The 24,731-nt window shown below is 61.8% G+C and carries 22 protein-coding genes; 5 read left to right on the top strand and 17 right to left on the bottom strand.

Annotated features, from left to right (window positions below; genetic code table 11):
* The first annotated feature begins 352 nt into the window (after positions 1–352).
* A complete protein-coding gene (locus HWX48_RS05500; protein WP_175955396.1) occupies positions 353–1,564 on the top strand; it encodes a homoserine O-acetyltransferase in 1,212 nt (403 codons plus the stop codon).
* Between the two features lie 104 nt (positions 1,565–1,668).
* On the opposite strand, the gene HWX48_RS05495 is transcribed toward HWX48_RS05500, so the two are convergent.
* A complete protein-coding gene (locus HWX48_RS05495; protein WP_175955394.1) occupies positions 1,669–3,279 on the bottom strand; it encodes an ABC-F family ATP-binding cassette domain-containing protein in 1,611 nt (536 codons plus the stop codon).
* Positions 3,280–3,427: 148 nt separating this feature from the next.
* On the opposite strand from HWX48_RS05495, the gene HWX48_RS05490 reads away from it, so the two are divergent.
* From HWX48_RS05490 to HWX48_RS05475, 4 genes are all read left to right on the top strand, one after another.
* The gene (locus tag HWX48_RS05490) at positions 3,428–4,162 is read left to right on the top strand and encodes a queuosine precursor transporter (protein ID WP_175955392.1); all 735 of its coding nucleotides are present in this window, start codon (positions 3,428–3,430) and stop codon (positions 4,160–4,162) included.
* On the top strand, positions 4,159–5,514 hold the full coding sequence (tgt, locus tag HWX48_RS05485) for a tRNA guanosine(34) transglycosylase Tgt (RefSeq protein WP_175955390.1): 1,356 nt from the start codon (positions 4,159–4,161) through the stop codon (positions 5,512–5,514). Before HWX48_RS05490 ends, tgt begins: the two co-directional genes overlap by 4 nt.
* A 2-nt stretch (positions 5,515–5,516) precedes the next feature.
* On the top strand, positions 5,517–6,413 hold the full coding sequence (locus tag HWX48_RS05480; protein ID WP_175955388.1) for a neutral zinc metallopeptidase: 897 nt from the start codon (positions 5,517–5,519) through the stop codon (positions 6,411–6,413).
* A gap of 139 nt (positions 6,414–6,552) precedes the next feature.
* On the top strand, positions 6,553–8,253 hold the full coding sequence (locus tag HWX48_RS05475; protein WP_175955386.1) for an AMP-binding protein: 1,701 nt from the start codon (positions 6,553–6,555) through the stop codon (positions 8,251–8,253).
* A gap of 338 nt (positions 8,254–8,591) precedes the next feature.
* On the opposite strand, the gene HWX48_RS05470 is transcribed toward HWX48_RS05475, so the two are convergent.
* From HWX48_RS05470 to HWX48_RS05395, 16 genes are all read right to left on the bottom strand, one after another.
* On the bottom strand, positions 8,592–9,020 hold the full coding sequence (locus HWX48_RS05470) for a metal-sulfur cluster assembly factor (RefSeq protein WP_254872976.1): 429 nt from the start codon (positions 9,018–9,020) through the stop codon (positions 8,592–8,594).
* Positions 9,017–9,487, bottom strand: a complete 471-nt coding sequence (sufU, locus tag HWX48_RS05465) for a Fe-S cluster assembly sulfur transfer protein SufU (RefSeq protein WP_175955384.1) — start codon at positions 9,485–9,487, stop codon at positions 9,017–9,019. The genes HWX48_RS05470 and sufU overlap by 4 nt, the downstream gene beginning before the upstream one ends.
* Positions 9,487–10,821 carry an aminotransferase class V-fold PLP-dependent enzyme gene (locus tag HWX48_RS05460; RefSeq protein WP_175955382.1) on the bottom strand — a complete coding sequence of 445 codons (1,335 nt, stop codon included), beginning with the start codon at positions 10,819–10,821 and terminating at the stop codon, positions 9,487–9,489. Before HWX48_RS05460 ends, sufU begins: the two co-directional genes overlap by 1 nt.
* Positions 10,822–10,847: 26 nt before the next feature.
* Positions 10,848–11,600, bottom strand: coding sequence for a Fe-S cluster assembly ATPase SufC (gene sufC / locus HWX48_RS05455; RefSeq protein WP_175955380.1), 753 nt, complete (start codon positions 11,598–11,600; stop codon positions 10,848–10,850).
* An 83-nt stretch (positions 11,601–11,683) separates the two neighbouring features.
* The gene (gene sufD, locus HWX48_RS05450; protein WP_254872992.1) at positions 11,684–12,823 is read right to left on the bottom strand and encodes a Fe-S cluster assembly protein SufD; all 1,140 of its coding nucleotides are present in this window, start codon (positions 12,821–12,823) and stop codon (positions 11,684–11,686) included.
* 61 nt (positions 12,824–12,884) lie between these two features.
* Entirely contained in the window at positions 12,885–14,333 is a 1,449-nt protein-coding gene (gene sufB, locus HWX48_RS05445; protein WP_217701595.1) for a Fe-S cluster assembly protein SufB, read from the bottom strand.
* A gap of 41 nt (positions 14,334–14,374) precedes the next feature.
* Complete coding sequence (locus HWX48_RS05440) at positions 14,375–15,070, bottom strand: metalloregulator ArsR/SmtB family transcription factor (RefSeq protein WP_175955375.1); 696 nt, start codon at positions 15,068–15,070, stop codon at positions 14,375–14,377.
* A gap of 242 nt (positions 15,071–15,312) precedes the next feature.
* Positions 15,313–15,963, bottom strand: a complete 651-nt coding sequence (locus tag HWX48_RS05435; RefSeq protein WP_175955373.1) for an NUDIX domain-containing protein — start codon at positions 15,961–15,963, stop codon at positions 15,313–15,315.
* A gap of 75 nt (positions 15,964–16,038) precedes the next feature.
* Entirely contained in the window at positions 16,039–16,962 is a 924-nt protein-coding gene (locus HWX48_RS05430) for a copper transporter (RefSeq protein WP_175955371.1), read from the bottom strand.
* A 15-nt stretch (positions 16,963–16,977) separates the two neighbouring features.
* Positions 16,978–18,108, bottom strand: coding sequence for a putative cytokinetic ring protein SteA (steA, locus tag HWX48_RS05425; protein ID WP_175955370.1), 1,131 nt, complete (start codon positions 18,106–18,108; stop codon positions 16,978–16,980).
* Positions 18,109–18,173: 65 nt separating this feature from the next.
* Positions 18,174–19,847: a DNA repair protein RecN gene (gene recN / locus HWX48_RS05420; RefSeq protein ID WP_175955368.1), complete on the bottom strand. Its 1,674-nt coding sequence runs from the start codon at positions 19,845–19,847 to the stop codon at positions 18,174–18,176.
* Positions 19,844–20,701, bottom strand: coding sequence for an NAD kinase (locus tag HWX48_RS05415; RefSeq protein WP_254872991.1), 858 nt, complete (start codon positions 20,699–20,701; stop codon positions 19,844–19,846). Before HWX48_RS05415 ends, recN begins: the two co-directional genes overlap by 4 nt.
* Positions 20,702–20,712: 11 nt before the next feature.
* On the bottom strand, positions 20,713–21,561 hold the full coding sequence (locus tag HWX48_RS05410; protein ID WP_175955364.1) for a TlyA family RNA methyltransferase: 849 nt from the start codon (positions 21,559–21,561) through the stop codon (positions 20,713–20,715).
* Complete coding sequence (locus HWX48_RS05405; protein WP_175955362.1) at positions 21,558–21,749, bottom strand: hypothetical protein; 192 nt, start codon at positions 21,747–21,749, stop codon at positions 21,558–21,560. The genes HWX48_RS05410 and HWX48_RS05405 overlap by 4 nt, the downstream gene beginning before the upstream one ends.
* Positions 21,749–23,662 carry an HAD-IIA family hydrolase gene (locus HWX48_RS05400; protein ID WP_254872975.1) on the bottom strand — a complete coding sequence of 638 codons (1,914 nt, stop codon included), beginning with the start codon at positions 23,660–23,662 and terminating at the stop codon, positions 21,749–21,751. The genes HWX48_RS05405 and HWX48_RS05400 overlap by 1 nt, the downstream gene beginning before the upstream one ends.
* Entirely contained in the window at positions 23,644–24,636 is a 993-nt protein-coding gene (locus tag HWX48_RS05395) for a hypothetical protein (RefSeq protein ID WP_175955360.1), read from the bottom strand. Before HWX48_RS05395 ends, HWX48_RS05400 begins: the two co-directional genes overlap by 19 nt.
* Positions 24,637–24,731 lie beyond the last annotated feature (95 nt).

Below are 24,731 nucleotides of genomic sequence, written 5' to 3'. Positions count from 1 at the left end.
CTTTCGCAGTGGTCTGTGGGCTGAGTGTCTCAACGCTTGGCCCACAGGCCACTGTTTACGTGCGCCCCCTTCGCAAGACGCGGTCGAGAGTCAGTAGGCAAAGACGATACTTCAGGATTCACACAGCGTCTCCCCATGTGAGAGGGACCATAGTCATATGCGGATCCCGGCTTACACTCAACACATGTTTTCACGATTGACCCGTCGAATGTCCTGCTGAGCACGCAGCCCTAGCCCCAGGCTTCTTGCACTGCCCCTTCCTCAGCAGCAATAGCGTGACGGCCCCTGTGTGCTCCCTGCAACGATGCAGGATACGCCCGGACCCCTCGTAGAAAACAGAAATGGTAAGGCCATGTCCGCTGCCGCCCGCCCTTTGCTCCCTTCCAATACTCCCTTCTCCCCCAACGAAACGACCGGCGCACCCGCCCTCGTCCCACCGCTCGCCCTCGTCCCACGCGCCCCACGCCAGGGCGGATGGCGTGACGGCGACCCCACCGGAGAGCGGCACTTCGCCGACCTCGGTGGCCTCACCCTCGAAAGTGGCGACTACCTGCCCCACCTGCGCCTCGCCTACGAAACCTGGGGCACCCTCAACGAGGACCGCAGCAACGCTATCCTCATCCTCCACGCTCTCACCGGCGACGCCCATGTCTGCGGCGAGGCCACGCCCGGCCAGCCCACCGCCGGATGGTGGAACGACATTGTGGGCCCTGGCCGAGCCATTGACACCAGCCGCCACTTCGTCGTCGGCGTGAACGTCCTCGGCGGCTGCCAGGGATCCACCGGCCCCTCCTCGATCGGCCTTGATGGGCGCGAATGGGGATCGCGTTTCCCCCTCATCACCACCCGCGATCAGGTTCATGCTGAGGCGCTGCTCGCCGACGCCCTCGGCGTTGAACGTTGGCACACGGTTGTGGGCGCCTCGCTGGGAGGCCAGCGCGCCTACGAGTGGGCAGTCACCTACCCCGCACGCCTGGAACGGCTCATTATCGTCGCATCCAGCGCGCAGGCCAGTGCCGAGCAGGCCGCCTGGGCACACACGCAGATTCAGGCCATCACCCTTGACACCAACTGGCAGGGCGGCGACTACTACGCCAGCGGCGAGGCTCCCACGCGCGGCCTTGCCCTCGCCCGCCAGATTGCCCACACCACCTACCGCGCCCCCGAAGAATTAGCGGAGCGCTTTGGAAATGACGCTCAGCACGGCGAAAACCCCCTCACAGGTGGGCGCCTAGCTATCGCCTCCTACCTGGACTATCACGGAGAGAAGCTCGTACGTCGCTTCGACGCGGGCTCCTACGTGACCCTGTGCCGCACGATGATCACCCACAACGTGGGCCGTGACCGCGGTGGCGTAGAACGCGCTCTTGGCAACATTCAAGCTGAAACGCTGGTGATTGGGGTGGACTCCGATCGCCTCTTCTACCCCACCGAGGTGCGTGCCTGCGCGCAAGCCATCGCTCACGCCCGTTACGCGGAGATTTCTTCTCCTTGCGGGCATGACGGTTTCCTTATCGAATCCGATCAAGTGAGCGCCATTATCCGCAGCTTTTACGGCAACTAAAACTGGCCGCCGAATCCGCCAGTCTGCCACCTTCCCGCTTGCGCTGGCCCCCGCGAGCCGGCCTGATAAGGCCGAACGCTTGACTGCTCCAGCTAAGAGGCCATTTATGTCAGTGTCACCAGATCCAAGTAGGACTCATCCCAGAGGTCCTCATCGGCGTCAGGCAGCAGAAGGACGCGATCAGGATTGAGGGCCTCGACAGCACCCGGGTCGTGCGTGACGAGAACGACCGCGCCTTCATAGGTGCGAAGGGCCGAGAGGATTTCCTCGCGCGAGGCCGGGTCAAGGTTATTCGTCGGTTCGTCCAGGAGTAGCACATTTGCCGCCGACACCACCAGTGTTGCCAACGCCAGACGCGTCTTTTCCCCGCCTGAGAGGACTGAGGCGGGCTTTTCTACGTCATCACCGGAGAAGAGGAACTGCCCCAGGACATTGCGGATCTGCGTGTTATCCAGCCCGGGGGCGGAACGGGCCATATTTTCGTAGACTGTCGCCTCGCCGTCGAGGGTTTCGTGCTCCTGAGCGTAGTAGCCCAGTTTGAGCCCGTGCCCGGGAACAACCTGGCCGGTGTCTGGGGTTTCAATGCCTGCCAGGATGCGCAGCAGGGTGGTCTTACCGGCGCCGTTGTAGCCAAGTACCACGACCTTCGCTCCGCGATCAATGGATAGGTCAGCTCCGGCGAAGACTTCCAAGGAGCCATAGGACTTGGACAGGTCCTCGGCGCTGAGGGGCACGCGTCCACAGGGTGCGGGCTCAGGGAAACGCAGGCGCGCGACCTTTTCTTCCTGACGCTCATCGCCCACCGATTCGAGGAGTTCTTGGGCGCGGCGAAGCATCTGTTGGGCGGCGACGGCTTTGGTCGCCTTGGCGCGCATCTTTTCGCCTTGGGCACGTAGCTGCTCGGCTTTTTTGAGGGCATTGGCGCGTTCGCGGCGGCGGCGGCGTTCGTCCTCGGCGCGTTGCTGAAGGTAGGCGGTCCATCCCAGGTGGTAGATGTCCATGACGGCGCGGGTGGCGTCAAGGAAGAACACCTGGTTGACGGTGTCGCCTAAAAGCTTGACGTCGTGGCTGATAATGATGGCCCCACCGGGGAAGGTTTTGAGCCAGTCGCGCAGCCAGACAATGGAGTCGTGATCGAGGTGGTTGGTGGGTTCGTCCAGGAGGAGCACATCGGCACCGGAGAAGAGGACGCGCGCCAGTTCCACACGGCGGCGTTGACCGCCGGAGAGGGTGGCAAGGGGTTGGTCGAGGACGCGGTCTTCAAGGCCGAGGGCGTGGGCGATTTGCGAGGCTTCCGCGTTGGCTGCCCACCCGCCAGCGTTGGTGAATTCTTGGTCGAGGCGCACGTAGCGTTCCATGGCCTTGACCTGACGCGGGCCCTCAAGGGTGGACATTTCTTGTTCGGCTTTGCGGATGCGGGCAATGATAGTGTCAATGCCGCGCACGGAGATGATGCGTTCGCGTGCTTTTTGTTCGGGGTCGCCAGCTTGGGTGTCTTGAGGTAGGTAACCGACGGTGCCTGTGCGGCTGATCATGCCGTCGTGTTCGGCGATACCGCGATCGTCCTCGCCTGCGAGGAGGCGCATAGTGGTGGTCTTTCCGGCTCCGTTTCGCCCGACAAGACCGATACGCATACCTTTGTCGACGCGGAAGGTGACATCTTTGACGAGTTCACGCGCGCCGATTCGCAGGGAGAAATTCTGGACGTTAATCACGGGTGGAATTCTATCGTGGCACTGCACTTCTTCTGCCGTTGCAAGCCCTCATACGCCCGCGCTGTGTGCCTTCCCACCCCCACCAAGATGAGAGGACCGCCGGTCATTAGGCACAATGGGGTGGAATACTATCGACACTGGAGAGCCCATGCCTACACAGACATCATCGCCTGCCGCTTCGACCCGCACAACGCCTGCGCTTCCCCGCGCCTATGACGTTGTTGTGGTCATGTTCGTCTCTTTCCTGCTGATTTCCAATGTGGCAGCAACGAAGGTGATTGGCATTGATGTCGGCCCCGCCCACTTTGTCTTTGATGGCGGCGCAATCCTTTTCCCCTTCACCTACATTCTGGGGGATGTCCTGGCGGAGATCTATGGTTTCTCGCGGGCTCGCCGCGCGATTTTCCTGGGGTTTGCCGCATCCTTGCTCGCCTCTTTAGCGTTCTTCCTTGTGCAGCTCGCTCCGGTCGGGCCGGGGTATGAGAATCAGGCTGCTTTCGAGGCTGTGCTCGGCTTTGTTCCGCGCATTGTTGCTGCCTCGGTGATTGGCTATCTGGCGGGACAGTTTTTGAATGCTCTGGTGCTGGTGAGGATCCGTCAGCGGTGGGGCGAGAAGCACTTGTGGGCGCGCCTCGTGGGGTCAACGGTGGTTGGCGAGGCCGCCGACACCGTGATCTTCTGTACTGTCGCATTCCTGGGTGTCATCCCCGGTTCTGACTTCCTCAACTACCTCATCGTGGGATACCTCTACAAAGTGGGTGTGGAGATTATTCTCCTGCCCTTGACCTACCGGGTGATCGCCTGGGTTCGCCGCTTTGAAGGTCTCTCCGCCTCCGCTGCGCTCTCTTCTGAGGCGCCCTCTTCTCAGGAGTCGCTCGCATGAACGCCCACTGGATTGAAGCCCCCCTCGCCGCAACGGAAGGCACTCAGCCGACAGGCTCATCCTTCTTCCCAGCCTTGGAGGCTCCCACTGTTACCTCTGACCGCGGCTTCACTCTCGGCACACGTCTTGACACTGGCGCGGGCCTCGGCCGTACCGGTGTCATTCACACGGCCCACGGTGATATCGCTACCCCTGCGTTCATTCCTGTGGGGACTAAAGCGAATGTCAAGGCCCTCGTCCCTGAAATGGTGGCTGGCCTTGGGGCTCAGGCGGTGCTGGCCAATGCCTACCACCTCTACCTGCAGCCCGGATCTGACCTGGTGGATGCGGCCGGAGGCCTCGGGTCTTTTATGGGGTGGCGTGGGCCGACCTACACGGATTCGGGTGGTTTCCAGGTGCTGAGCTTGGGCGCTGGGTTTAAGAAGGTGTTGTCGGAGGAGTTTTCAGGCAATGCCGACACCACGAATGAGGCTCTCCTGCGTCAGGTAGTGAAGGCTTCGCGTGCTGTCGTTGACGATGATGGTGTGATCTTCCACAGTCACATTGACGGTACTGCCCACCGTTTCAACCCGGAGGTGTCGATGGGGATCCAGCATGAGCTGGGTTCGGACATTATGTTTGCCTTCGATGAGCTGACTTCTCTCCTGCATCCTCGCTCCTATCAGGAAGAGTCCTTGGATCGCACGGAGGCGTGGGCGGTGCGGTGCCTCCGCGAACATAAGCGACTCACCGAGGAGCGATCCCACCGTCCCTACCAGCAACTGTGGGGTGTGGTGCAGGGCGCGCAGTATGAGGATCTGCGTAGGCGCGCTGCACGCACTTTGGCTCAAATGGAGGTCGAGGGGCAGCGTTTTGATGGCTTTGGTGTGGGCGGCGCGTTGGAGAAGGAAAACCTGGGGACGATCGTCTCGTGGGTATGCGAAGAACTGCCGGAGGATCTGCCTCGTCACCTGCTGGGGATTTCCGAGCCCGATGATTTCTTCCGTGCTGTCGAGGCAGGCGCCGATACCTTCGACTGTGTGAATCCTTCCCGCGTCGCACGCAATGGTTCGATCTACACGCCCGATGGCCGTTACAACATTACGAATGCGCGCTTCCGCTCAGATTTCACCCCGCTGGTCGAAGGGTGCGGCTGTTACACTTGCACTCACTTCACCCGGGCGTATGTCCGCCACCTCTTCAAGGCAAAGGAGATTCTGGCCTCTACTCTCGCGACGATCCACAATGAGTGGTTTACCGTGCGCTTGGTGGATGGTATCCGACGCTCCATTGCAGAGGGCACCTACGAGTCATTCCGCGACGAGATGCTGGGCCGCTACCGGGCCGGCGCTTTGGCAGCAAAGAGAGGCTGACCATGAGTTTCAATGAGAGCGTACGATCCGATTCCTCCCGCGTAAAAACCTCCGGCGGTCGCGGTCGTGCCGCAAGTCTTGGTGGAGGCTCCATCTTGGGCGTCATCGCGTTGTTCTTGATCTCCCAGTACACCGGGATTGACCTCACCTCCATGCTCTCAGAGGCTCCCGTTGGGCAGGGCCCCGCTCAAAGCGCCGTTGACCTGTCCCATTGCAAGACGGGGGCTGACGCGAATGCCTACACCGAGTGCCGCATGGTGACCACAGCGGATTCTCTTGACGTCGTGTGGAATGCTCAGCTTGCAGAGCAGCAGACGGGCGTGCCCTACAAGATGCCCGGTTTTAAGATCTTCCGGAACTCTGTATCGACCGGTTGCGGTAATGCGACGTCAGCGGTTGGCCCCTTCTACTGCCCGGCTGACCACACGGTGTACCTCGACCTTGACTTCTTCACCCAGATGGAGCGCGATTTTGGTGCAGCCAATGCTCCTCTGGCACAAGAGTATGTGGTTGCCCACGAATGGGGCCATCACATTCAGAATATTTCGGGCGTCTTCTCTCGTTACAACACGCGCGAGGCTGGACCCAATGGCGGTGGTGTGCGCTCGGAGCTGCAGGCTGACTGTTATGCGGGCGTGTGGATGTATTGGGCGTCGCACACGATTGATCCTGAATCTGGCGCGGCGTTCTTGAAGACTCCTACCGCTGATGAGATTGCTCAGGCTTTGCAGACGGCGCAGGCTATTGGTGATGACCGGTTGCAGGAGCGTTTCCAGGGCGGGTCGAATCCGGAGTCGTGGACGCATGGCTCGGCTGAGCAGCGTCAGAAGTGGCTGATGCACGGTTTGACGCAGGGGTCGATTGGTGCGTGTAACACCTGGGAAGCACGCTCTCTCTGAGCATCTGCTCGACAGGCGCCTGCGAGTGCGCGCATTGGTGCAGCTTGTGCCGCGTCTTCCCCTTTCTCCCCAGAAGTGTCAGGGACAGGCGTCAGACAGGAGTACCCTGAGAAGGTAATCGTCAGTGAAGGGATTGGGTATGGCCATGAGTATCGTTGAGCAAGCACGCGCTCATTACGATCCGGGCTGTCCCTATGAAATCCCCCTCCCCGAGGTGTCGCTCTTCGCTCTCTTGGACGACGCTGCCCGCCTGTACCCGACGCGCACGGCGATCGACTATTTTGGTGCGACACTGAGCTATAAGGCGGTTCACCAGCAGGTATTGTGTGCTGCTCAGGTGCTCCGCGATGCGGGGGTAAAGAAGGGCGAGGTGGTGGCCATTGCCTTGCCGAATTGTCCGCAGGCTTTTGTTGCCTTCTGGGCGTGCATGCGTATTGGCGCCGTAGCCGCTGAACATAATCCTTTGGCTCCTGCCGCCGAGGTCAAGGGCCAGTTGGAACGTCATGGTGGCCGCGTGGCGATCGTGTGGGAGAAGTCCGTTGAGGCCTATCCCCTTGATGGCTCAACCTCGATTGAGCAGGTCTTCACCGTTGATATTTCAGCGGCCATGCCTGCCAGGCATCGTTTCCTGCTGTCGTTGCCGGTGGCGAAGGCACGCGAGACTCGCGCTCAGATGCGTGGCGAGGTTCCCGCGGGCACCCGTTCCTGGGATCGTGCGGTTGCGGCGGCTTCTCCACTGCCTGATACCACTCCTTATGCGTCGGTGGAAGATCGTGCGGTCATTCTTCATACGGGTGGCACCAATGGTGTACCCAAGTCTGTGCCCCTGACACACCTCAATATTGGCGCCAACGTCAACCAGAATGTGTTCTGGGTGTGGAAGCTTCATGAGGGCGCTGAAACCTTTATGTCGGCTCTGCCGTACTTCCATGCTTTTGGCCTGACCCTACTGCTGTGTAGCGCTGTGCGTTTGGCTGCGACCCAGGTGATCTTGCCGAGGTTTGACGCCGAGCTTGCTTTGGAGGCCATGCGCCGTAGGCCTGTGACTTTCATGCCCGGTGTTCCTCCGATGTTTGAGCGTATTTTGTTGGCGGCTGAGACGGCCGGTCAGCCCCTCAGTTCCATCAAGTGGTCGGTGTGCGGGGCGATGCCGTTATCTGGCGCTCTTGCTCGCCGATGGGAGGAGTACACGGGAGGGGCAATTATTGAAGGCTATGGCCTGTCGGAGACCTCCCCGGTCTCGTGTGGTTCTCCCCTCTCTCCGAATCGTCGTCATGGCGTGTTGGGCTTGCCCTACCCGTCGATGGAGATTCGCCTCGTTGACTTGGAGGATCCCAGCCGTGATGTGGAGGATGGAGAGGCTGGCGAGATCCTTTTGAAGGGCCCGAATGTGTTCTCTGGCTACCTCAATGCCCCGGAGGAGAACGCCCAGGTCTTCACCGAAGATGGGTGGTTTAGGACCGGAGATGTTGGGGTCAATGAGGATGGCTACATTGTCTTGTCTGACCGTAAGAAGGAGTTAATCCTCTCGGGCGGCTTCAATGTCTACCCCACTCAGGTCGAGCAGGCGATCCGCACGATGCCCGAGGTCGAGGACGTGGCCGTGATTGGCCTGCCCGCTGGGGATGCGCGCGAGGAAGTCACGGCCGCGATCATTCTCAAGAACGCTGCTGATGCGCTCTCGTTGGACCAGGTGCGTGCATGGGCTGAGCGCGTGCTTCCCCACTACGCACTCCCCCGCCGCATTGAGTTCATCCTCGACATGCCTCGTAATCAGCTCGGCAAGGTGCAGCGTCGCCTCGTCAAGGAGCACATTCTCAATCGCCTGCGCAGCAAGTGAGGCTATCCTCTCTGTGCGCCGAAGGACTGTCGCTGTCATACGCAGATGTGAACCTGTGGGCGTAATCTCTTCCCCGCAAGGAAAGCCGTCAGCGTAGGAAAGGCCGCCAGGGTACACTGCTCGCGGTGCGGATGGGCATATGAGCCGTAACGAAGTGAAGGCTCATGGGCACGAGCGGTGTACCCTGGCGGTCTCGCGGCGGGGATCCTTGGCGGTCTCGCGGCGGGGATCCTTGGCGGTCTCGCGGCGGGGATCCTTGGCGGTCTCGCGGCGGGGATCCTTGGCGGTCTAGCAAAACGGACGGCGGTCCACCAAAACGAAGGGCGAAGGGCTACGCCTCAGACATTAAACCCGAGGGCACGCAACTGATCGCGACCGTCGGTGGTGATGCGATCCGGCCCCCACGGCGGTAGCCACACCCAGTTGATGGACACCTCAGAGGAGAACTCCGCAAGGATCATTTCAGCCTGGCGTTCAATGACGTCGGTGAGCGGGCAGGCTGCGGAGGTGAGCGTCATATTCAGGCGGATGGCGTTCTCCGGGCTGATGGTGACGCCGTAGACCAGGCCGAGGTCGACAATGTTGATGCCGAGTTCGGGGTCAATAACGTCTTTGAGGGCTTCAAGAATATCTTCACCGGCAAGGGTGCCCTGCTCGATGATTTCGGTGCCTTCAAGCTTCTTCACTTCTTCGGTGACAGGGGCGAAGCGCTGTTCGACGGGCTCGCTTTGCGCCATGGGGTTCGCAGCGGGATCGGTGTGGGTCATCGGGTTTCTCCTGCGATATCGGTGCCGAGTTGAGCCAGCGAGTCACGCAGAGCGTACCAGCCAAGCAGGGCACATTTAATGCGGTTGGGGAATTGAGAGCTGCCTTCGAGGGCGGCACCGTCCTCAAGAAGATCAAGCACGTCGTCGGGCACTCCCTTGCCACGCGAGTGCATCATGGTTTCCATGGCGGCGTAGAGTTCGGAGATTTGAGCGAGGTCCTTGCCGTCAATGAGGTCACTGAGGATGGACAGGGAGGCTTGGGAGATGGAGCAACCATCGCCCTCCCACACCATGCGTTCGATGTTGCCGTCGGCACCAAGGGTCACGCCCATGGTGACCTCGTCACCGCAGGTGGGGTTGACCTGGTGAGAGGTAGCGCCCATTCCCTCGTCGAGGGTGCCACTGCCATGGCGTTGACGGGAGTGATCAAGGATCACCTGCTGATAAAGCTGTTCAAGGCTAGACATTAGACCCTTCCAAAGTAGGAACCGACACGTCCTAAGGATTCCACAAAACGGTCGATGTCGGCCACTGTTGTGAAAGGAGACAGCGACGCACGTGTGGAGGAGCGTACACCGAAGAAGTGGTGGAGCGGAATCGCACAGTGGTGTCCGACGCGCACCGCAATGTCATCACCATCCATAATCTGTCCAACGTCGTGGGGGTGGACGCCATCAACGGCGAAGGCAACCACGCCAATACGGTCGGCAGAGGATGTGGGGCCAAGAATCTTAATGCCGGGCATGTCGCCGATCGCGTCCATGAGGTAACCCGTCAGAGCGGCCTCATGTGCGTGAATGCGGTCCATTCCCAAAGACGTGAGGTAGGTAAGGGCTGCGGGCCAAGTGGCTGCCTGCGCTACGGGTTGAGTGCCGGCCTCGAAGCGTTCCGGGGGCGGCATGTATTCGGCCGATTCCATGGTGACACTGGCAATCATGGAGCCGCCTCCAAGGACGGGAGGCATCGCTTCAAGCAATCGACGGCGTGCCCACAGTGCGCCGATACCGGTGGGCCCCATCATCTTGTGGGCGGAGAAGACCGCGAAGTCAACGCCCAACGCCGCAACGTCGATGGGCATGTGGGCCGAGGATTGGCAGGTGTCCAAAAGCACGAGTGCGCCGACATTGCGCGCGGCGGCGACGATGGCGTCCACGGGTGAGAGCGCGCCGGTGACGTTGGAGACGTGGGTAAAGGCGACAAGCTTGGTGTTGGGGGTGATGACGCTGAGGGTGTCAAGGTCGATGCGGCCGTCAGCATCCAGGTCAAGCCAGGCCAGTTCAGCGCCGGTGCGCGCGCAGAGTTCTTGCCAGGGAACGAGGTTGGCGTGGTGTTCGGCTCGGGTGGTGACAATACGGTCGCCTGGTCCGATCCTCAGCGAGTGAGAGGCTGATCCTCCGCGCCCGATGGAGGCGTTGCCGATGGAGTAGGCGACGAGGTTAATGGCTTCGGTGGCGTTCTTCGTCCACACGATTTCGTCGCCGCGTCCGCCAACGAAGGCGGCCAGCTCGTAGCGGGCGTCCTCGTAGGCTTGGGTGGCTTCGTCGCCCAGCAAATGCGTGCCGCGGTGTACGGCGGAGTTATTGAAGGTATAGAAGTCGGCCTCCGCACTGATGACGCTGCGGGGCTTTTGGGCCGTTGCTGCAGCATCAAGGTAGACGATGGGGCGTCCGCCTCGTCCAACGCGTTCGAGGATGGGGAAATCTGCGCGGATTTCCGCCAGCTCAGCGTCGTTGAATGGGCGGGCGCCGCCGCGTGGTGCGGCGTCGTCGTGGACGGGTGCGGGGGCCGACTTCTGTGACATCACTTCACCAATTCGCTATCTGGAGCTCACTTGGTGAGGTACTTGTCGTAGCCCTCGTTTTCGAGCTGCTCGGCGAGCTCGGGGCCGCCCTGTGCTGCCACGCGGCCGTCCACGAATACGTGAACGTGGCTGGGGTGGATGTAGCGCAGGATGCGGGTGTAGTGGGTGATGAGCATGATGCCGCAGCCCTGTGCTGCGTGCACACGGTTGACGCCTTCAGAGACGATACGCAGGGCGTCAACGTCAAGGCCGGAGTCGGTTTCGTCGAGGACGGCGAAGGAGGGCTTGAGGAGCTCCATCTGGAGGATCTCGAGGCGCTTCTTCTCACCGCCGGAGAAGCCGACGTTGACGTCACGATCAGCGAAGGTGGCATCCATGCGGAGGTTTTCCATGGACTGCTTGACTTCCTTCACCCAGCTGCGGATCTGGGGGGCTTCGCCGTCGATAGCGGTCTTGGCGGTGCGCAGGAAGTTGGACACGGACACGCCAGCGACCTCAACGGGGTACTGCATGGCGAGGAAGAGGCCCGCCTTGGCGCGCTCGTCAACGCTCATTTCGGTGATGAGCTGGTCGTCGAGCCATGCCTCACCGGAGGTGATCTCGTAGGCGGGGTGGCCGGCGAGGGCGTAGGCGAGGGTGGACTTGCCCGAGCCGTTGGGGCCCATGATGGCGTGGATTTCACCGGAGTTGATGGTGAGGTTCACGCCCTTGAGGATTTCCTTGGGACCTTCTGTGGTCTCCACGGACACGTGCAGGTCCTTGATGGTCAAAGTAGACATTGTTTCTCCTTGCGGTCTCAGCCGCTGTCTTGCTTTTCAGTCTGTTCTTGTGGTGGTCGTCGGACGCTCAGTATTGCGTCGGGTCAGACCGTTTGTGCCCCAGCGGCTGAGGCGCGTTCAAGTTCGGCTTCAATGGCGGCCATCAGGTGATCCTGAACGGCGGGAACACCGATTTGCTCGATGAGTTCAGCGAAGAAGCCTCGCACGACCAGGCGGCGCGCGTCGGCTTCGCTGATGCCGCGGCTCATGAGATAGAAGAGCTGCTCATCGTCGAAGCGTCCGGTGGCCGAAGCATGGCCGGCTCCTGCGATTTCGCCGTTTTCGATCTCCAGGTTGGGCACCGAGTCAGCCTTCGCGCCTTCGGTGAGCACGAGGTTACGGTTGAGTTCGTAGGTGTCGGTGCCGTCAGCGGCCTCTCGGATGAGGCAGTCGCCGATCCACACCGAATGAGCGTCCTTACCCTGGAGTGCGCCCTTGTAGGTGACGCGGGAGTAGCAGTTGGGCTCAGAGTGATCAACGAAGACGCGGTGCTCAAGGTGCTGTCCGGCGTCGACGAAGTACAGGCCCAGCATGGTGAGCTGGCCGCCAGGTCCGCGGAAGTCGGTTTCGGCGTTGACGCGCACGAGGTCGCCGCCGAGGGTGACGACAATGTGGCGCAGCACGGTGTCGCGGCCCAGGGCCACGCGGTGGTTGGAAGCATGAACCGTGGTGTCATCCCATTCCTGGACGGAGACGACGGTGAGTTGTGCGGCGTCCCCGGCCTCAATCTCAACGCTCTGGTTGAGGACCGCCTGCGCCGATCCCGTGTGGTTGATGATGACCGTGGCGGAAGCGAGTTCCTCGGCGCGGATCATGAGGTGCTGGTTGCGAGCGCCCTCGACCTCGTCAATGGTGATGACGATCGGGGTGTTAACGGCAGCGGCCTTGGGGATGGTGACGATGGTCGCTTCAGTGAAGCCATTCCACGCGACGGCGGCGGTGCGGTCACCGGGGGCGAGGACGGTGCCGAGGCGTTCGTCATCACGGCCGACGGTTTCGACGCTGACCTCAGCGCTGGCGTCGACGCGCAGGGCGGCGTCCTCTCCGGCGTAGGTTTCGGGGTCGAAGAGGTGACGGATGCGGCGCATCGGGGTGAAGCGCCAGTCTTCCTCACGACCGTGAGGCACGGGGTGTTCAGCAAGGTCGAAGGAGGTGAAGCGGTCAGCGCGGGTGACGTGCACCATGGAGTCGCTGGCGCCGTTACGCTGTGCGCCTTCGGTGGGGGTGGTGGTCTCTTGGGTCATATCAGCCGACCGATCCTTCCATCTGCAGCTCGATGAGGCGGTTGAGTTCGAGGGCGTACTCCATGGGGAGTTCCTTCGCGATGGGCTCAACGAAGCCACGGACAATGGTCGCCATTGCTTCGTTTTCGTCCAGGCCGCGGCTCATCAGGTAGAAGAGCTGGTCTTCGGAGACCTTGGATACGGTGGCCTCGTGCCCCATTTCGACGTCATCGGTGCGCACGTCAACGTAGGGGTAGGTGTCTGTGCGGGAGATCTTGTCGACCAGGAGCGCGTCACAGAGCACATTGGACTTGGAGTGACGGGCACGCTGGTGGACCTCGACCAGGCCACGGTAGGAGGTGCGGCCACCACCACGGGAGACCGACTTGGCGACAATGGAGGAGGAGGTGTGGGGTGCCATGTGGACCATCTTGGCGCCGGTGTCCTGGTGCTGGTTCGGGCCAGCAAAACCGATGGACAGGGTTTCGCCACGTGCGTGCTCACCCATGAGGAAGCAGGCAGGGTACTTCATGGTGACGGCTGAACCCATGTTGCCGTCCACCCATTCCATGGTGGCGCCTTCTTCAACGATGGCGCGCTGGGTCACCAGGTTCAAGACGTTGGTGGACCAGTTCTGGATAGTGGTGTAGCGAACGCGCGCGTCCTTGCGGACGAAGATTTCCACCACTGCCGAGTGCAGGGAGTTCACGTCGTAGATGGGTGCGGTGCATCCTTCGACGTAGTGAACGTAGGAGCCTTCGTCGGCGACAATGAGGGTGCGTTCAAACTGGCCCATTGCTTCGGTGTTAATACGGAAGTAGGCCTGGAGGGGGATCTCCACATGGACGCCCGGCGGGACGTAGATGAAGGAGCCACCCGACCATGCGGCGGTGTTGAGTGCGGCGAACTTATTGTCGCCCGAAGGCACGGACTTCCCGAAGTATTCCTTGAAGATCTCCGGGTATTCACGCAGGCCACTGTCAGTGTCGAGGAAGATGACGCCCTGTCGTTCGAGGTCTTCTTGGATCTGCTGGTAGACAACCTCGGACTCGTACTGGGCGGCGACGCCAGCGACCAGGCGGTTCTTTTCTGCGTCCGGAATACCCAGGCGATCGTAGGTGTCGCGGATTTCCTCGGGGAGGTCTTCCCAGGATTTCACTTGACGGTCGGTGGGGCGCACGTAGTACTTGAAGTCATCGAAATCCAGGTACGACAGATCCGGGCCCCAGGTGGGCATGGGCTTGCGTTCGAACATTTCGAGGGCCTTGAGGCGACGCTCAAGCATCCACTCGGGTTCGTTCTTATGCGCAGAGATCTGGCGCACGATGTCTTCATTGATGCCGTAGGGGACATCCTTGGAGTAGTCATCGTTGTCGTGCCAGCCGAACTCATATGCGCCAATGGAGTCGATGATTTCTTCATCGCTCATGGGGCGGTTTTCCGCGGCAGGCACCGGCGGTGACTGAGTCATACTTGTCCTTGCTTCGTAATGGTGTATCTCAACGGGTTGCGTCACTTACGCAACGCGGCCCGGCTGCCCGGGCGAATGATTGGTGCTCCCACGGGAATGTGGGTCGTGCACACATGTTCTCCTCCGGCGAGTGTGGCAAGCCTTTGGACATGCACATCGAGCAACCGAGAGAAAGCTTGAGTTTCAGCATCGCATAGCTGGGGGAAATCCCCGGCGACTGTCTGAATAGGGCAGTGCCCTTGACAGAGCTGAATGGCGAAGGTTCCTCCACCGATATCACGCACTGTGGCAGCATAGCCGTCTTGGGTCAACGCGTCAGCGAGAGCTTGCGCACGTACGCGGGGGTCATTTCCTGCTTCGCGCACGATCGGCGCATAACGGCGTTCAATCTCACGAGAGCGCGCTGCGGCGAAGTCATCGACTGCTTCGTCGCCGTTGAGCTGTCCGAGGTAGGACAGGGCTTTGAGGGCGAGTTCGGAGTAGCCGTCGGCGAGTTTTTCGTGGGCGCGTTCCGTTGCAACGTAGTGTCTGGCGGGGCGGCCGCGGCCTCGTTTACCGATGTTGCCCGGCTCGCGTTCAGCGATTTCATGGGCTTCTTCGAGCAGGGTAATGTGGCGTCGTACGGCTGCGGTGGTCAGACCCAGGACCCGAGCGATTGCCGAGGCTGTGACTGGACCCTTTTCAACAATGAGGTCGAGGACTTGCTGGCGAGTACGAACGTCAACGTGTTCTGACATCGCTGTCACCACCTTCTCTCTGTTCCCGTTGTTGGAGCGATACACCGCAACGCGAGGGCCAGGCCCCGCCGTTTAGTTGACAGAGTCCAGTGTACGTCTTTTTGGGAAGATAGTCGTTGCTAAATTACCCTATGCCGAGGGTGAGACACGTCAACTTTCCTGACGCCTCGCCATGAAATCACTGGGTGCAGCCTCAGCACTCCCACCAGCGTCTCCCCTTGGCCTCTCCCCCGCTGGCTCCATCAGCGCATCCACGGCGCATCAGCCGGACGCAAATCCTTCCACCCGCGTGCTCGCGCAGCCGCAACCGCAAGAATCCCCGCCACAGCGGAAGGGTTATGGAAACGCCCCTCCAACACCGCAGCCACGGCCTCGTCAAGCGGGCACCACGCAGCCACCATGTCCAACTCTTCATCCTCGCGTTCAAACTCTTCATCTGTGGGCGTGAGATCTTGCGCCAAGTAGATACGCACCGACTCCGTACACCCGCCAGGACTATTGAAATAGTCGGTCAGAACATGCCAGGTCGCAGCCTGAAGGTCAGTTTCCTCCGCGAGCTCACGTTGGGCAGCAGCAAGATAATCCTCACCGTCCACATCCAGCAAGCCAGCAGGAATCTCCCACAGATTCGCGCGCACTGAATGACGGTACTGCCGCTCCAGAAGGATTTCTTCAGCACCGGCCTCACCTCGCAGAGCCACCACCGCAACCGCGCCAGGATGGATGACGAACTCGCGGGTCACCGGCGCCTCGCCCGCGACGATCTCAACCTCTTCAGTCGCAACAGAGACGATCCTGCCCTGCCAAATGTCAGTACGCCCATGAACAGGGCGACTCGCACGCTCATCGCACAGCGGGCCGTGAACAACAGGATCAATTTCGGTCAAGGGCATAGCGGCCTCCGGCGCCTCATAGAAGTATGACGACAGGTATGTAGGACACGTGCGCTCGCACGCACCCCGCCCACTTTAGTTGAGCTTTTCGATCACGGGGAACACTTCGGTGGACCCCTCCCCCACACCAAAGGAACGTGCCTGCTCATTAGCTTGTGGCAAAGCCAAAACCATCGCAAGATTCGCCGAATTCGTCCCCACCTGATCAACGGTCGTCACTGGAACGCTCAGGGAACGGATCTGGGCAAGCATCGACTGGGCGTGGGAGGCATCCCCCACGAGGACGCCGCCACGAGGGGCAGCAGCGATCGCACGAGCCAGACCCATCCAAGCTGACGAAGAACGCACAGGAATGTTCTCGTCGGTCGCAATATTCTTCGGTACCGAATTCCGCGGACCAATGACGACAATGGCCTGAGCCGTGCCCTTGGGATCCTCATCGAGGGTGAGGATCGGCGTGGTCGCATCAGTGAGGATCTCGGCAGCTATATCGCGCTCCGCTCCAGTCGTCGTCAACACGTCAACGATGGCATAACCAATGACAGCATCCGAGGTCGCATCGGCAGGAATCTGACGCACAGTGTGCGAGGACAGCGGAGTGGAAAGAGTCTGGCGGTACTGCTCCATGCCCTGAATATCCCAGTTGTCCGTCAGCGTCACCGCGCCGGCCATCGTCGCGCCCGCCTGGCTGAGCGCGTTACGCGCCGAAGCAATATCCTCACCGTCGGTACCCGGCAGGGAGACAGTCACCACCGGAATCCCCTTCAAGGTTGAAGCTGTCAGCCGCCGTGACAGGTGATCAACACCAGCCTTCTCCGCCGAAATCAACACCTCAGCCTGAGCCAGAGCCTCCGTGTCAACAGTGACAGCGCCAGAGTCGGCGGGGGTCACCGAGCGGGCAATACGCGCTTGCAGCGGCCCTGCTCCAAGAACAATGCCAATAGCCAGGGCAACGAACACGGCAATGAGAGAGACCAGATGGTAACGGAAATTAATCATGGGATGTACTCTCTTTCACTGTCCTGTAATGGCATCAGATTGGGGCGACTGGACGGTCATTGAGCCTAGTAGATCGCTGACGGAGTCAACGACGTCTGCGCCCAGTGGGGTGACGCTCACAGCTGCCGCGAGGGCGGCGCCGGCGGCGAGGATCAGCAGGATGATCGACATCATGCGGATGCGCGGCCGGTGGGTGGAGGCAATGGCTGTCGCAGACACCAGACGGGTTCCAGCCAAGAGACGCGTGAAGAAGGTGCCTGCCATGCCGGTGCGTCCCTGGTCGAGGAAATCTTCAAGGCTTGTGCGCTCGCCGACAGTGACGATGACCTGAGCCTGGGCCAGGGCTGCCAGAAGAATCGCGGCGTCCTTGGCGGTGCTGGAGGTCTCCATCACGCGGTATTCCAGGCCCATTCGTTTGAGGCGGTCCTTACCCGGGTTGGGCCGATCCAGGCTCTCACTGACAACCAGTTCAGCTCCTGAACGCAAGAGTTTTTCTGAAACGAGCTCCATGTCGCCCACGATGAGGGCGGGACGCAGGTGGGCTCTCGCAGCGATGTCAGCGCCACCTTCGACGGCGATGACCAGGGGGTTGGTGTCGCGGATCCACTCGCGGCAGGCCTTGAGTTCCTCGGCAGAATTCGGGTCGTCGAAGACCATAAGAACGGTGGCGCCCTCAAGCACAGTCTCAATCTCAGGCAGGCCGACGCGTTCAAGCAGCAGGGGCGCTTCACGTTCGAAGTATTCTCCGGTGGTCGCTGCAAAAGCGGCGACGCGGGTGGACAGCCCCTCACGCGTGTTCTCAATAGAGGCCTGAACCTCAGCGGCGCTCTGGCGCACACCGGTGGCGATCGTGGTTCCACTGCGGGTCACGCGCTCCCCTACGATGACGACCTCATCGCCCTCACGCAGGGTCATAATGTCCGGTCCGCAGTCATCAACGAGGACAATACCCGCTTCAAGCAGCAGTGCAGGGCCAAGGTTGGGGTAGCGTCCAGAGGACGAGGGTGAGGCGTTGAGCACGGCAACTGCGCCAGCTCCAATGAGGGCTTGGGCTGTTGCCCGATCCATATCCGCATGGTCGATGACGGCGATTTCTCCGTGTTCGAGGCGTGCAGCAAGCTTACGGGCACGGGCGTCAACGCGCACTCTGGCACGGATCCCTGTTGAAGGATCGGGGTGAGGTGTTGAACTCTGTGAGCGGTCGGTGGGATTCACAGTCTTGATTCTTCCATGCTCGCGCTGTTAAGGAGCTCTTGGGCGTGTCGGCGCGCCACGTCGGAGGCCTCGTCGGCGCCCATCATGCGCGCTAATTCCTCAATGCGGTCTTCCCCGTCAACGGCGCGGACGGTTGTGCTCGCTCCATCTTTATTGACCACGAGGTGTTGGGCAGCGAAGGCTGCTACTTGAGGCAGGTGGGTGACGACTATGACCTGCTTGTGGCGGGCGAGTTTGGCGAGGCGGCGGCCAACTTCGGTGGCGGTGCGTCCGCCGATACCGGCATCAACCTCGTCGAAGATATAGGTCGGGGAGGTGCTTCCCTGTCCCAGGACAACCTCCAGGGCGAGCATAATGCGTGAGAGTTCACCGCCCGATGCGCCTTGCCCCAGAGGCCGGGCTTGCATGGAGGGGTGGGCTTGGAGGAGGAAGGTGACGTCCTCGCAGCCGTGGGGGCCAGGTTTGCGTGGAGTGAGTTCGATAATGAAACGCGCATTGGGCATGGCCAGGGCGTGCAATTCCGTGGTGACGGCGTCGCAGAGGCTCGTAGCGTAGTGTTGGCGGGCCGCAGTGAGCTCAGCGCCGATGCGCACGACCTCTTCTTTGGCTTCTTCGAGGGCCCGTTGACATTCCTCAGGCGTGTGCCGGGAGTTTTCGAGAAGGTCGAGGCGTTGCTGGGCCTTCTCATACCATTCGAGCAGTTCGGTGGTGTCGCTGGCACGGCCGCGCAAAAGCTCGCGCAGGGCGGCCCGACGGTCGTGGAGGGCCGCCAAACGCGCAGGGTCGGCTTCGAGACCTCGCAGGTAGTGGGCAAGGTCATCGGCGAAAGCGTCGAGTTCCAAGCACAGACTATTAAGGCGCTCGTAGGTGGCCTCGAGGCTGGGGTCGAAGCGGGTGGCGTGGCGGAGTTCCTCGAGGGAGTGGCGGACGAGGTCAAGCGCGCTTGAGGAGCTCTCGCCCGCTGCGAGGATGGCCTGAGCCTTTCCAATATATTGGCGTAGGTCCTCAATGTTTGTGAGGCGCTCAGTTTCGGCGCGCAGGTCGTCTTCCTCGCCTGCTTGGACGTTGAGTTCAGCAATGGCGGTGATCGCTCCGCGTAGGCTCTCAATCTCGGCGCTGCGATCCTCGTGGGAGTTCAGCGCTTCATCGAAGGCACGTTTGGCGGCGACGGCACGGGCCCAGGCTTGGGTGTAGGAGGCGAGGAGGGCTGCGTGTGCCGCTCCGCCGTGGGCGTCAAGGGTGTCGCGTTGGGCGTTGGCTGCGCGCAATTCCAGCTGGTCGGCTTGACCGTGAATGGTGACGAGCTCGTCGGCAATTTCGGCCAATACTGCTGCGGGGACGGGGCGGCCTCCCAGGTGGGCGCGGGATCGGCCCTGGGCGGCCACGGTACGCGACACGATGATTTCTTCATCGTCCATGTGGGCGCCCAATTCCTCAGCCCGATTGGCGAGGGCAGGGGTGAGACTGAAGATGCCGTCAACAGTGGCGGCACTGTGACCAGCGCGCACAAGGCCAGGGTCAGCGCGTCGTCCGAGCAAGAGGTTGACGGAGGTGAGGACCATCGTTTTACCGGCGCCGGTTTCGCCGGTGAGGACGGTCAGTCCGGGTCCAAACTCAACGTCGGTGGCTTCAATGACGCCCAGGGAGGCGATGGCGATCGAGTGGATCATTGGGCTGCCTCGGTGGTGCCATGTCGATCATGCTGCTCTTTACGTTGCCTCCACCCGCGCACGGGTAGGTGGAATTTGTGGACCAGACGGGTGGAGAAGGGCGTGTCGTCGAGGCGTACGAGGCGCACGGGGCGTTGTCCCACGCGGGCGATAATGCTTGTCCCCACGGGTGCGATGGTTTGGCGTAGGCCGTCGCACCACATTTCGGGCGCGGACCAGTCGTGCTCGAGGACGACGACTTCCACCGCTGAGGAGGGGCCGACCACGAGGGGGCGCGTGAAGAGACCGTGAGCCGCGAGGGGTGAGATGACGATCGCTTCGGTGTCGGGCCAGACCACGGGACCTCCTGCGGAGAAAGAGTAGGCGGTGGATCCTGTGGGGGTGGCGAGGATGATGCCGTCCGCGCCGTAGGTGGAGACGTCCTGACCGTCAACGACGAGGGCGAGTTGGACGGGGTGGGCCACGTTGGTGTGCATGAGCACGGCTTCGTTGAGGGCCCAGTCGGTGATTTCACTGCCGTCAGGGAAGCGGACGGTGACGTCGAGGGTGATGCGCGTGTCGACGCGGTAGTCATTGCGGGCAAGCTGTTCGATGACCTTGGGGATGCCTTCGCCAGATACTTCGGCGAGGAAGCCCATGTGTCCCATATTGACGCCGAGGAGGGGGACGTCGTGGGTGCGTGCGAGGTCGGCTGCTGCGAGGATCGTGCCGTCACCGCCGAGGGCAAGGACGAGGTCGACCTCGCAGTCGGTGCAGTGTTCGGGGACGACCTCAATGCCGTGTGTTTCGAGTTCACGGCGCGCTACTTCAGCTGCGGCGATGGCATCTGGACGGTGGACGTGACGTACCACCATGACCCGTTGAGTCACTTTATGCCTTTCTTCTTCCCCTGTCCGGCTGGTCCACGTCGGACGGCGTCAACGATCCTGTTGTGGAGGTCGTCGGCCTCGCTGCGCAGGTCGCCGTTGCCGGTGGCGTGCATTGATAGGAAATACTCTACGTTGCCTGAGGGCCCTGGGAGGGGCGAGGCTTCAACATCGCGGATTTCAAGCCCGAGTGCTTGGGCGGCGCGGGCGACCGTTTCGACGGTTTCGACGTGGTGGTCGGGGTTGCGCACCACTCCCCCGTGTCCTAGGCGTTCCTTGCCGATCTCGAATTGGGGTTTCACCATGAGCAGGAAGTCAGCGTCGGGCGCGGCCACGGCTACGAGGGCTGGCAGGACGAGGGTGAGGGAGATGAAGGAGAGGTCGGAGACGACGAGGCCTGGGGCGGGGTCAACGTCTCCGGCTGCGAGGGTGCGCACATTGGTGCGGTCGCGAACTTCGACCCTTTCGTCCTGTTGGAGTTTCCAGGCGAGTTGACCGTAGCCGACATCGGCGGCGACGACGTGGGCGGCGCCGCGGCGCAGGAGAACGTCGGTGAATCCTCCGGTGGAGGCACCTGCGTCAAGGCAGCGGCGTCCCTCGACTATTGGGGCTCTCTCGCCGAGGGCGTCGAGGGCGCCGGCGAGTTTGAAGGCTCCGCGGGAGACGTATTCTTCACCGGTTTCTTCGCTGATGACGATGGCTTGGGCAGGGTCCATTTGGCGCGCGGGTTTGGTGACGACCTGTCCGTCGAGGGCGACGCGCCCTGCTTCGATGAGTTCTTGAGCGTGCGTGCGGGAGCGCGCAAGGCCTCGCCGAACGAGCTCAGAGTCGATGCGTCGAAGTTTCATGGGCGTTGCCTCGTTGCCTCCAGTGCCGAACGCAGTTGCGCGTCTGCCCGCCCGAGTAGGGTGATTTGCGTATCGAGGTCAAGGTCCTCAATGTCGGCCAGCTGTGCGGCGATGTCGGGGACGAGGGACGCCGCCCCCTCTACTGGAGAGGGGACGGCGTGTGTGCCCACGGACGTGGGGTCAGTCATTAGTTGTCCTCAACGATGTCGTCCATGTCGGAGATGTCGCCCAGGAGTTCCTCGAGTTCCTCTTCGCCGGGGAGGAAGGTCAAGGTTTCTTCCGGAGCATCATCGAGGCCGTCAGCGTGGGCGCCCAGTTCCATGTCGGCGTCGCCAAAACCATCGGCGTCATCAGCCTCAGCCTCAGCCTCAGCCTCAGCCTCAAGCATGGTCTCATCAACCTCGGGTTCTTCGGGAGCGACGACCATTCCGGCGGGATCGTCGTTGTCAACGACGGTGATCTCGGGGCAGGTGACGTCGGCACGCTGCTCCATGGCGTATTCCCATGCGGCTGCGGCCAGAGCGCGGTAGGTGTCGAGAGTGACGGTGACTTCACTGGTCAGGGCCACGCCATCAACGGTCAGGGTGCCATCACGCAGGACCTTCGCCACCTGGGAAACACCGCAGGTCCAGGTGCCGTCGCGGTGGTGCTTGGGACGCGGGTGGGATTCGTTGAGTCCGCGCATGTCGAGCGCCAGGTAGGTGGGGCGTTGGCCTCGTTGAGCGCAGATGACGTCACGGGCGGAGGACACGCCGGTCAGAACGTGCAGCGAAGGAATACCTGCTGTCACAGCACCTGCAATGTCAGTATTCAGGCGGTCGCCCACCGCCAGCGGGTTCGTCCCACCAACGAGGGCGGCGCCGCGATGGTAGATGCCTGCCTCAGGCTTACCTGCGGCGGTGGGGCGCACGCCGGTGGCGTGCTGGACGGCGCGCACAAGCGCACCGTTGCCCAGGGCGAAGCCTCGTTCAACAGGCAGGGTCGAGTCGAGGTTCGTGGCGAAGAACTTTGCGCCTCGCTGGATGGCGAAGGCCGCTTCGGACAGGGTGGCCCAGTCGAGGGACTTGTCCAGGCCCTGGACGACGGCTGCGGGCTCATCGTCGGCGGATTCAACAACGGTGTAACCAGCGGCTTCGATGGGTTCGCGCAGCCCTTGAGCGCCGATAACGAGCACCTTGGAGCCGTCTTCGATTTCTTCGGCCATGAGGGCGGTGACATCCATGGAGGAGGTCATGACGGCCTCGGGGGCTGCGTCGAATCCGAGTTCGCGGAGGTGTTCGGCAATGGCAGCGGGGGTACGCATGGCGTTGTTCGTCACGTAGGCGACGAGCATGCCAGCGTCCTGTGCCTCATTCGTGGCCTGAGCGGCGTGTTCGATTGGTTCCTTGCCCTGGTAGGCGGTGCCGTCGAGGTCAAGCAGGGCCACATCGTAGGTGGCGCACAGGGCTTCTTCGGTGCCGCGCAGGGGTGAGGTCTTCTTGTCGACGTCAGCATCGGCGTAGAGGGAGAGGTCAAGGATCTCAGGGTCCTCCACGACCTCAGGCATCTCGGCTTCGACCTGGTCGGCTTCTTCGTCGCGGCCGATTTCGCGGAGCCGATCAGCCTTGACGGACATCAGACGCATGACCAGCGCGGGGTCGGTGTCTTCCGGTAGTGCAGCCAGGGCTTCATCGACGATGAGCAGGCCAACCTCATTTTGCCCGAGGTCGGCGCGTGCCCCGGAGGAGACGAGGACGAGTTCAACCTGCTCGGACAGCTCCATGCCCTTGGTTTCGGTCTCGTCAATGATCTGGATGGCTTTTTCGGGGCGGCCCATGCCGCGTTCGGCGTCGGCTTCGACGGCGCGCAGGGAGTTATCTCCACGCATGCGGCGCACGGCGCGGACCTCGCGCAGGGCTTCTTCGTAGCGGCCGGAGGCGTAGGCGGTCAGGGCAGCGGCTTCGCGGACGACGTCAACGCGTCCAGCGCGCTTGGCTGCGGCCTGAGCGTGGGCGTAGGCCTGCTCGGGGTCAAGATCGATGAGCTGGCCAGCCATCACGAGGTGGCGGGCGACGATGTCGCGGTTGACGCCTGACAGGGTGCTCAGGGAGCGCAGTGCCATGGCGTCGAGTTCTTCAGCGGAGACACCTGCAGGAATCGTAGGTTCATCGCCCGTGGGGGAAATGTATTCGTCGGTGGAGCGGTATTCACTGCCGCGCTGCTGGTCGCGACCAAAACCGCCACCACGGCGATCATCGCGGCCAAAACCACCCCGGCGATCATCACGGTTAAATCCGCCGCCGCGACGCTCGTCGCGGCCAAAGCCGCCACGGCGGTCATCGCGGGCGAAACCACCACTGCGGCGATCATCGCGATCGCCGAAGGAACGGCGAGGACCGCGATCGTCACGGGTGAAACCACCGCCACGGCGGTCGTCACGACCGAAGTTGCCACGGCGATCCCCTCGATCATCACGAGTAAAGCCACCACGACGATCATCACGGCCATCGAAACGACGCTCACCTCGATCATCACGGGTGAAACCACCGCGACGATCTTCACGACCGAAGCCACCACGACGATCCCCTCGATCATCACGAGTAAAGCCACCACGACGCTCATCACGACCATCGAAACGACGCTCACCTCGATCATCACGGGTGAAACCACCGCGACGCTCATCGCGATCACCAAAGGAACGACGCGGACCACGGTCGCCACGATCAAAGCCACCGCGACGCTCATCGCGATCACCAAAAGAACGACGCGGACCACGATCATCACGATCAAAGCCACCACGACGCTCATCACGATCAGCAAAAGAACGACGCGGACCACGATCATCCCGGTCGAAGCCACCACGACGCTCATCACGATCACCAAAAGATCGGCGGGGGCGCTCTTCGCCTCGCCATGAGCGGTCGCCGGAGTCGCGCCACTGACGGTGAGAGCCACCATGAGAGTTGTCGGATCGTCCTCGGTAATCGTCTGCCATGGTGTTCCTCTATTTCTGCCGTTGTGGCGATTGTTTTTCAGTATCGTCTCGTGGTCCCTGTCGGGACGTGGACTATCACGATTGTCTTCATCGGATGTCACGGGCCGTCATTTTCGGCCATTCTCAGAATGCTGAGGCATTCGTGACATCTCAGGGGCGTTGCCTCTCAGAGGGGACGCCATTCACACTGCCTTCA

The organism is Schaalia sp. Marseille-Q2122, assembly GCF_903645355.1.
Taxonomy (GTDB): Bacteria; Actinomycetota; Actinomycetes; order Actinomycetales; family Actinomycetaceae; genus Pauljensenia.
Note: the sequence above shows the minus strand (reverse complement) of the source record. Positions and strands in the feature narration are given on the sequence as shown.

What these genes read in the sequence shown, in the direction of transcription:
- HWX48_RS05500 (WP_175955396.1), top strand. Translation starts at nt 353, where the DNA reads ATGTCCGCTGCCGCCCGCCCTTTGCTCCCTTCCAATACTCCCTTCTCC.
- HWX48_RS05490 (WP_175955392.1), top strand. Translation starts at nt 3,428, where the DNA reads ATGCCTACACAGACATCATCGCCTGCCGCTTCGACCCGCACAACGCCT.
- tgt (WP_175955390.1), top strand. Translation starts at nt 4,159, where the DNA reads ATGAACGCCCACTGGATTGAAGCCCCCCTCGCCGCAACGGAAGGCACT.
- HWX48_RS05480 (WP_175955388.1), top strand. Translation starts at nt 5,517, where the DNA reads ATGAGTTTCAATGAGAGCGTACGATCCGATTCCTCCCGCGTAAAAACC.
- HWX48_RS05475 (WP_175955386.1), top strand. Translation starts at nt 6,553, where the DNA reads ATGGCCATGAGTATCGTTGAGCAAGCACGCGCTCATTACGATCCGGGC.
- HWX48_RS05470 (WP_254872976.1), bottom strand. Translation starts at nt 9,020, where the DNA reads ATGACCCACACCGATCCCGCTGCGAACCCCATGGCGCAAAGCGAGCCC.
- sufU (WP_175955384.1), bottom strand. Translation starts at nt 9,487, where the DNA reads ATGTCTAGCCTTGAACAGCTTTATCAGCAGGTGATCCTTGATCACTCC.
- HWX48_RS05460 (WP_175955382.1), bottom strand. Translation starts at nt 10,821, where the DNA reads ATGTCACAGAAGTCGGCCCCCGCACCCGTCCACGACGACGCCGCACCA.
- sufC (WP_175955380.1), bottom strand. Translation starts at nt 11,600, where the DNA reads ATGTCTACTTTGACCATCAAGGACCTGCACGTGTCCGTGGAGACCACA.
- sufD (WP_254872992.1), bottom strand. Translation starts at nt 12,823, where the DNA reads ATGGTGCACGTCACCCGCGCTGACCGCTTCACCTCCTTCGACCTTGCT.
- sufB (WP_217701595.1), bottom strand. Translation starts at nt 14,333, where the DNA reads ATGACTCAGTCACCGCCGGTGCCTGCCGCGGAAAACCGCCCCATGAGC.
- HWX48_RS05440 (WP_175955375.1), bottom strand. Translation starts at nt 15,070, where the DNA reads ATGTCAGAACACGTTGACGTTCGTACTCGCCAGCAAGTCCTCGACCTC.
- HWX48_RS05435 (WP_175955373.1), bottom strand. Translation starts at nt 15,963, where the DNA reads ATGCCCTTGACCGAAATTGATCCTGTTGTTCACGGCCCGCTGTGCGAT.
- HWX48_RS05430 (WP_175955371.1), bottom strand. Translation starts at nt 16,962, where the DNA reads ATGATTAATTTCCGTTACCATCTGGTCTCTCTCATTGCCGTGTTCGTT.
- recN (WP_175955368.1), bottom strand. Translation starts at nt 19,847, where the DNA reads ATGATCCACTCGATCGCCATCGCCTCCCTGGGCGTCATTGAAGCCACC.
- HWX48_RS05415 (WP_254872991.1), bottom strand. Translation starts at nt 20,701, where the DNA reads ATGGTGGTACGTCACGTCCACCGTCCAGATGCCATCGCCGCAGCTGAA.
- HWX48_RS05410 (WP_175955364.1), bottom strand. Translation starts at nt 21,561, where the DNA reads ATGAAACTTCGACGCATCGACTCTGAGCTCGTTCGGCGAGGCCTTGCG.
- HWX48_RS05405 (WP_175955362.1), bottom strand. Translation starts at nt 21,749, where the DNA reads ATGACTGACCCCACGTCCGTGGGCACACACGCCGTCCCCTCTCCAGTA.
- HWX48_RS05400 (WP_254872975.1), bottom strand. Translation starts at nt 23,662, where the DNA reads ATGGCACTGCGCTCCCTGAGCACCCTGTCAGGCGTCAACCGCGACATC.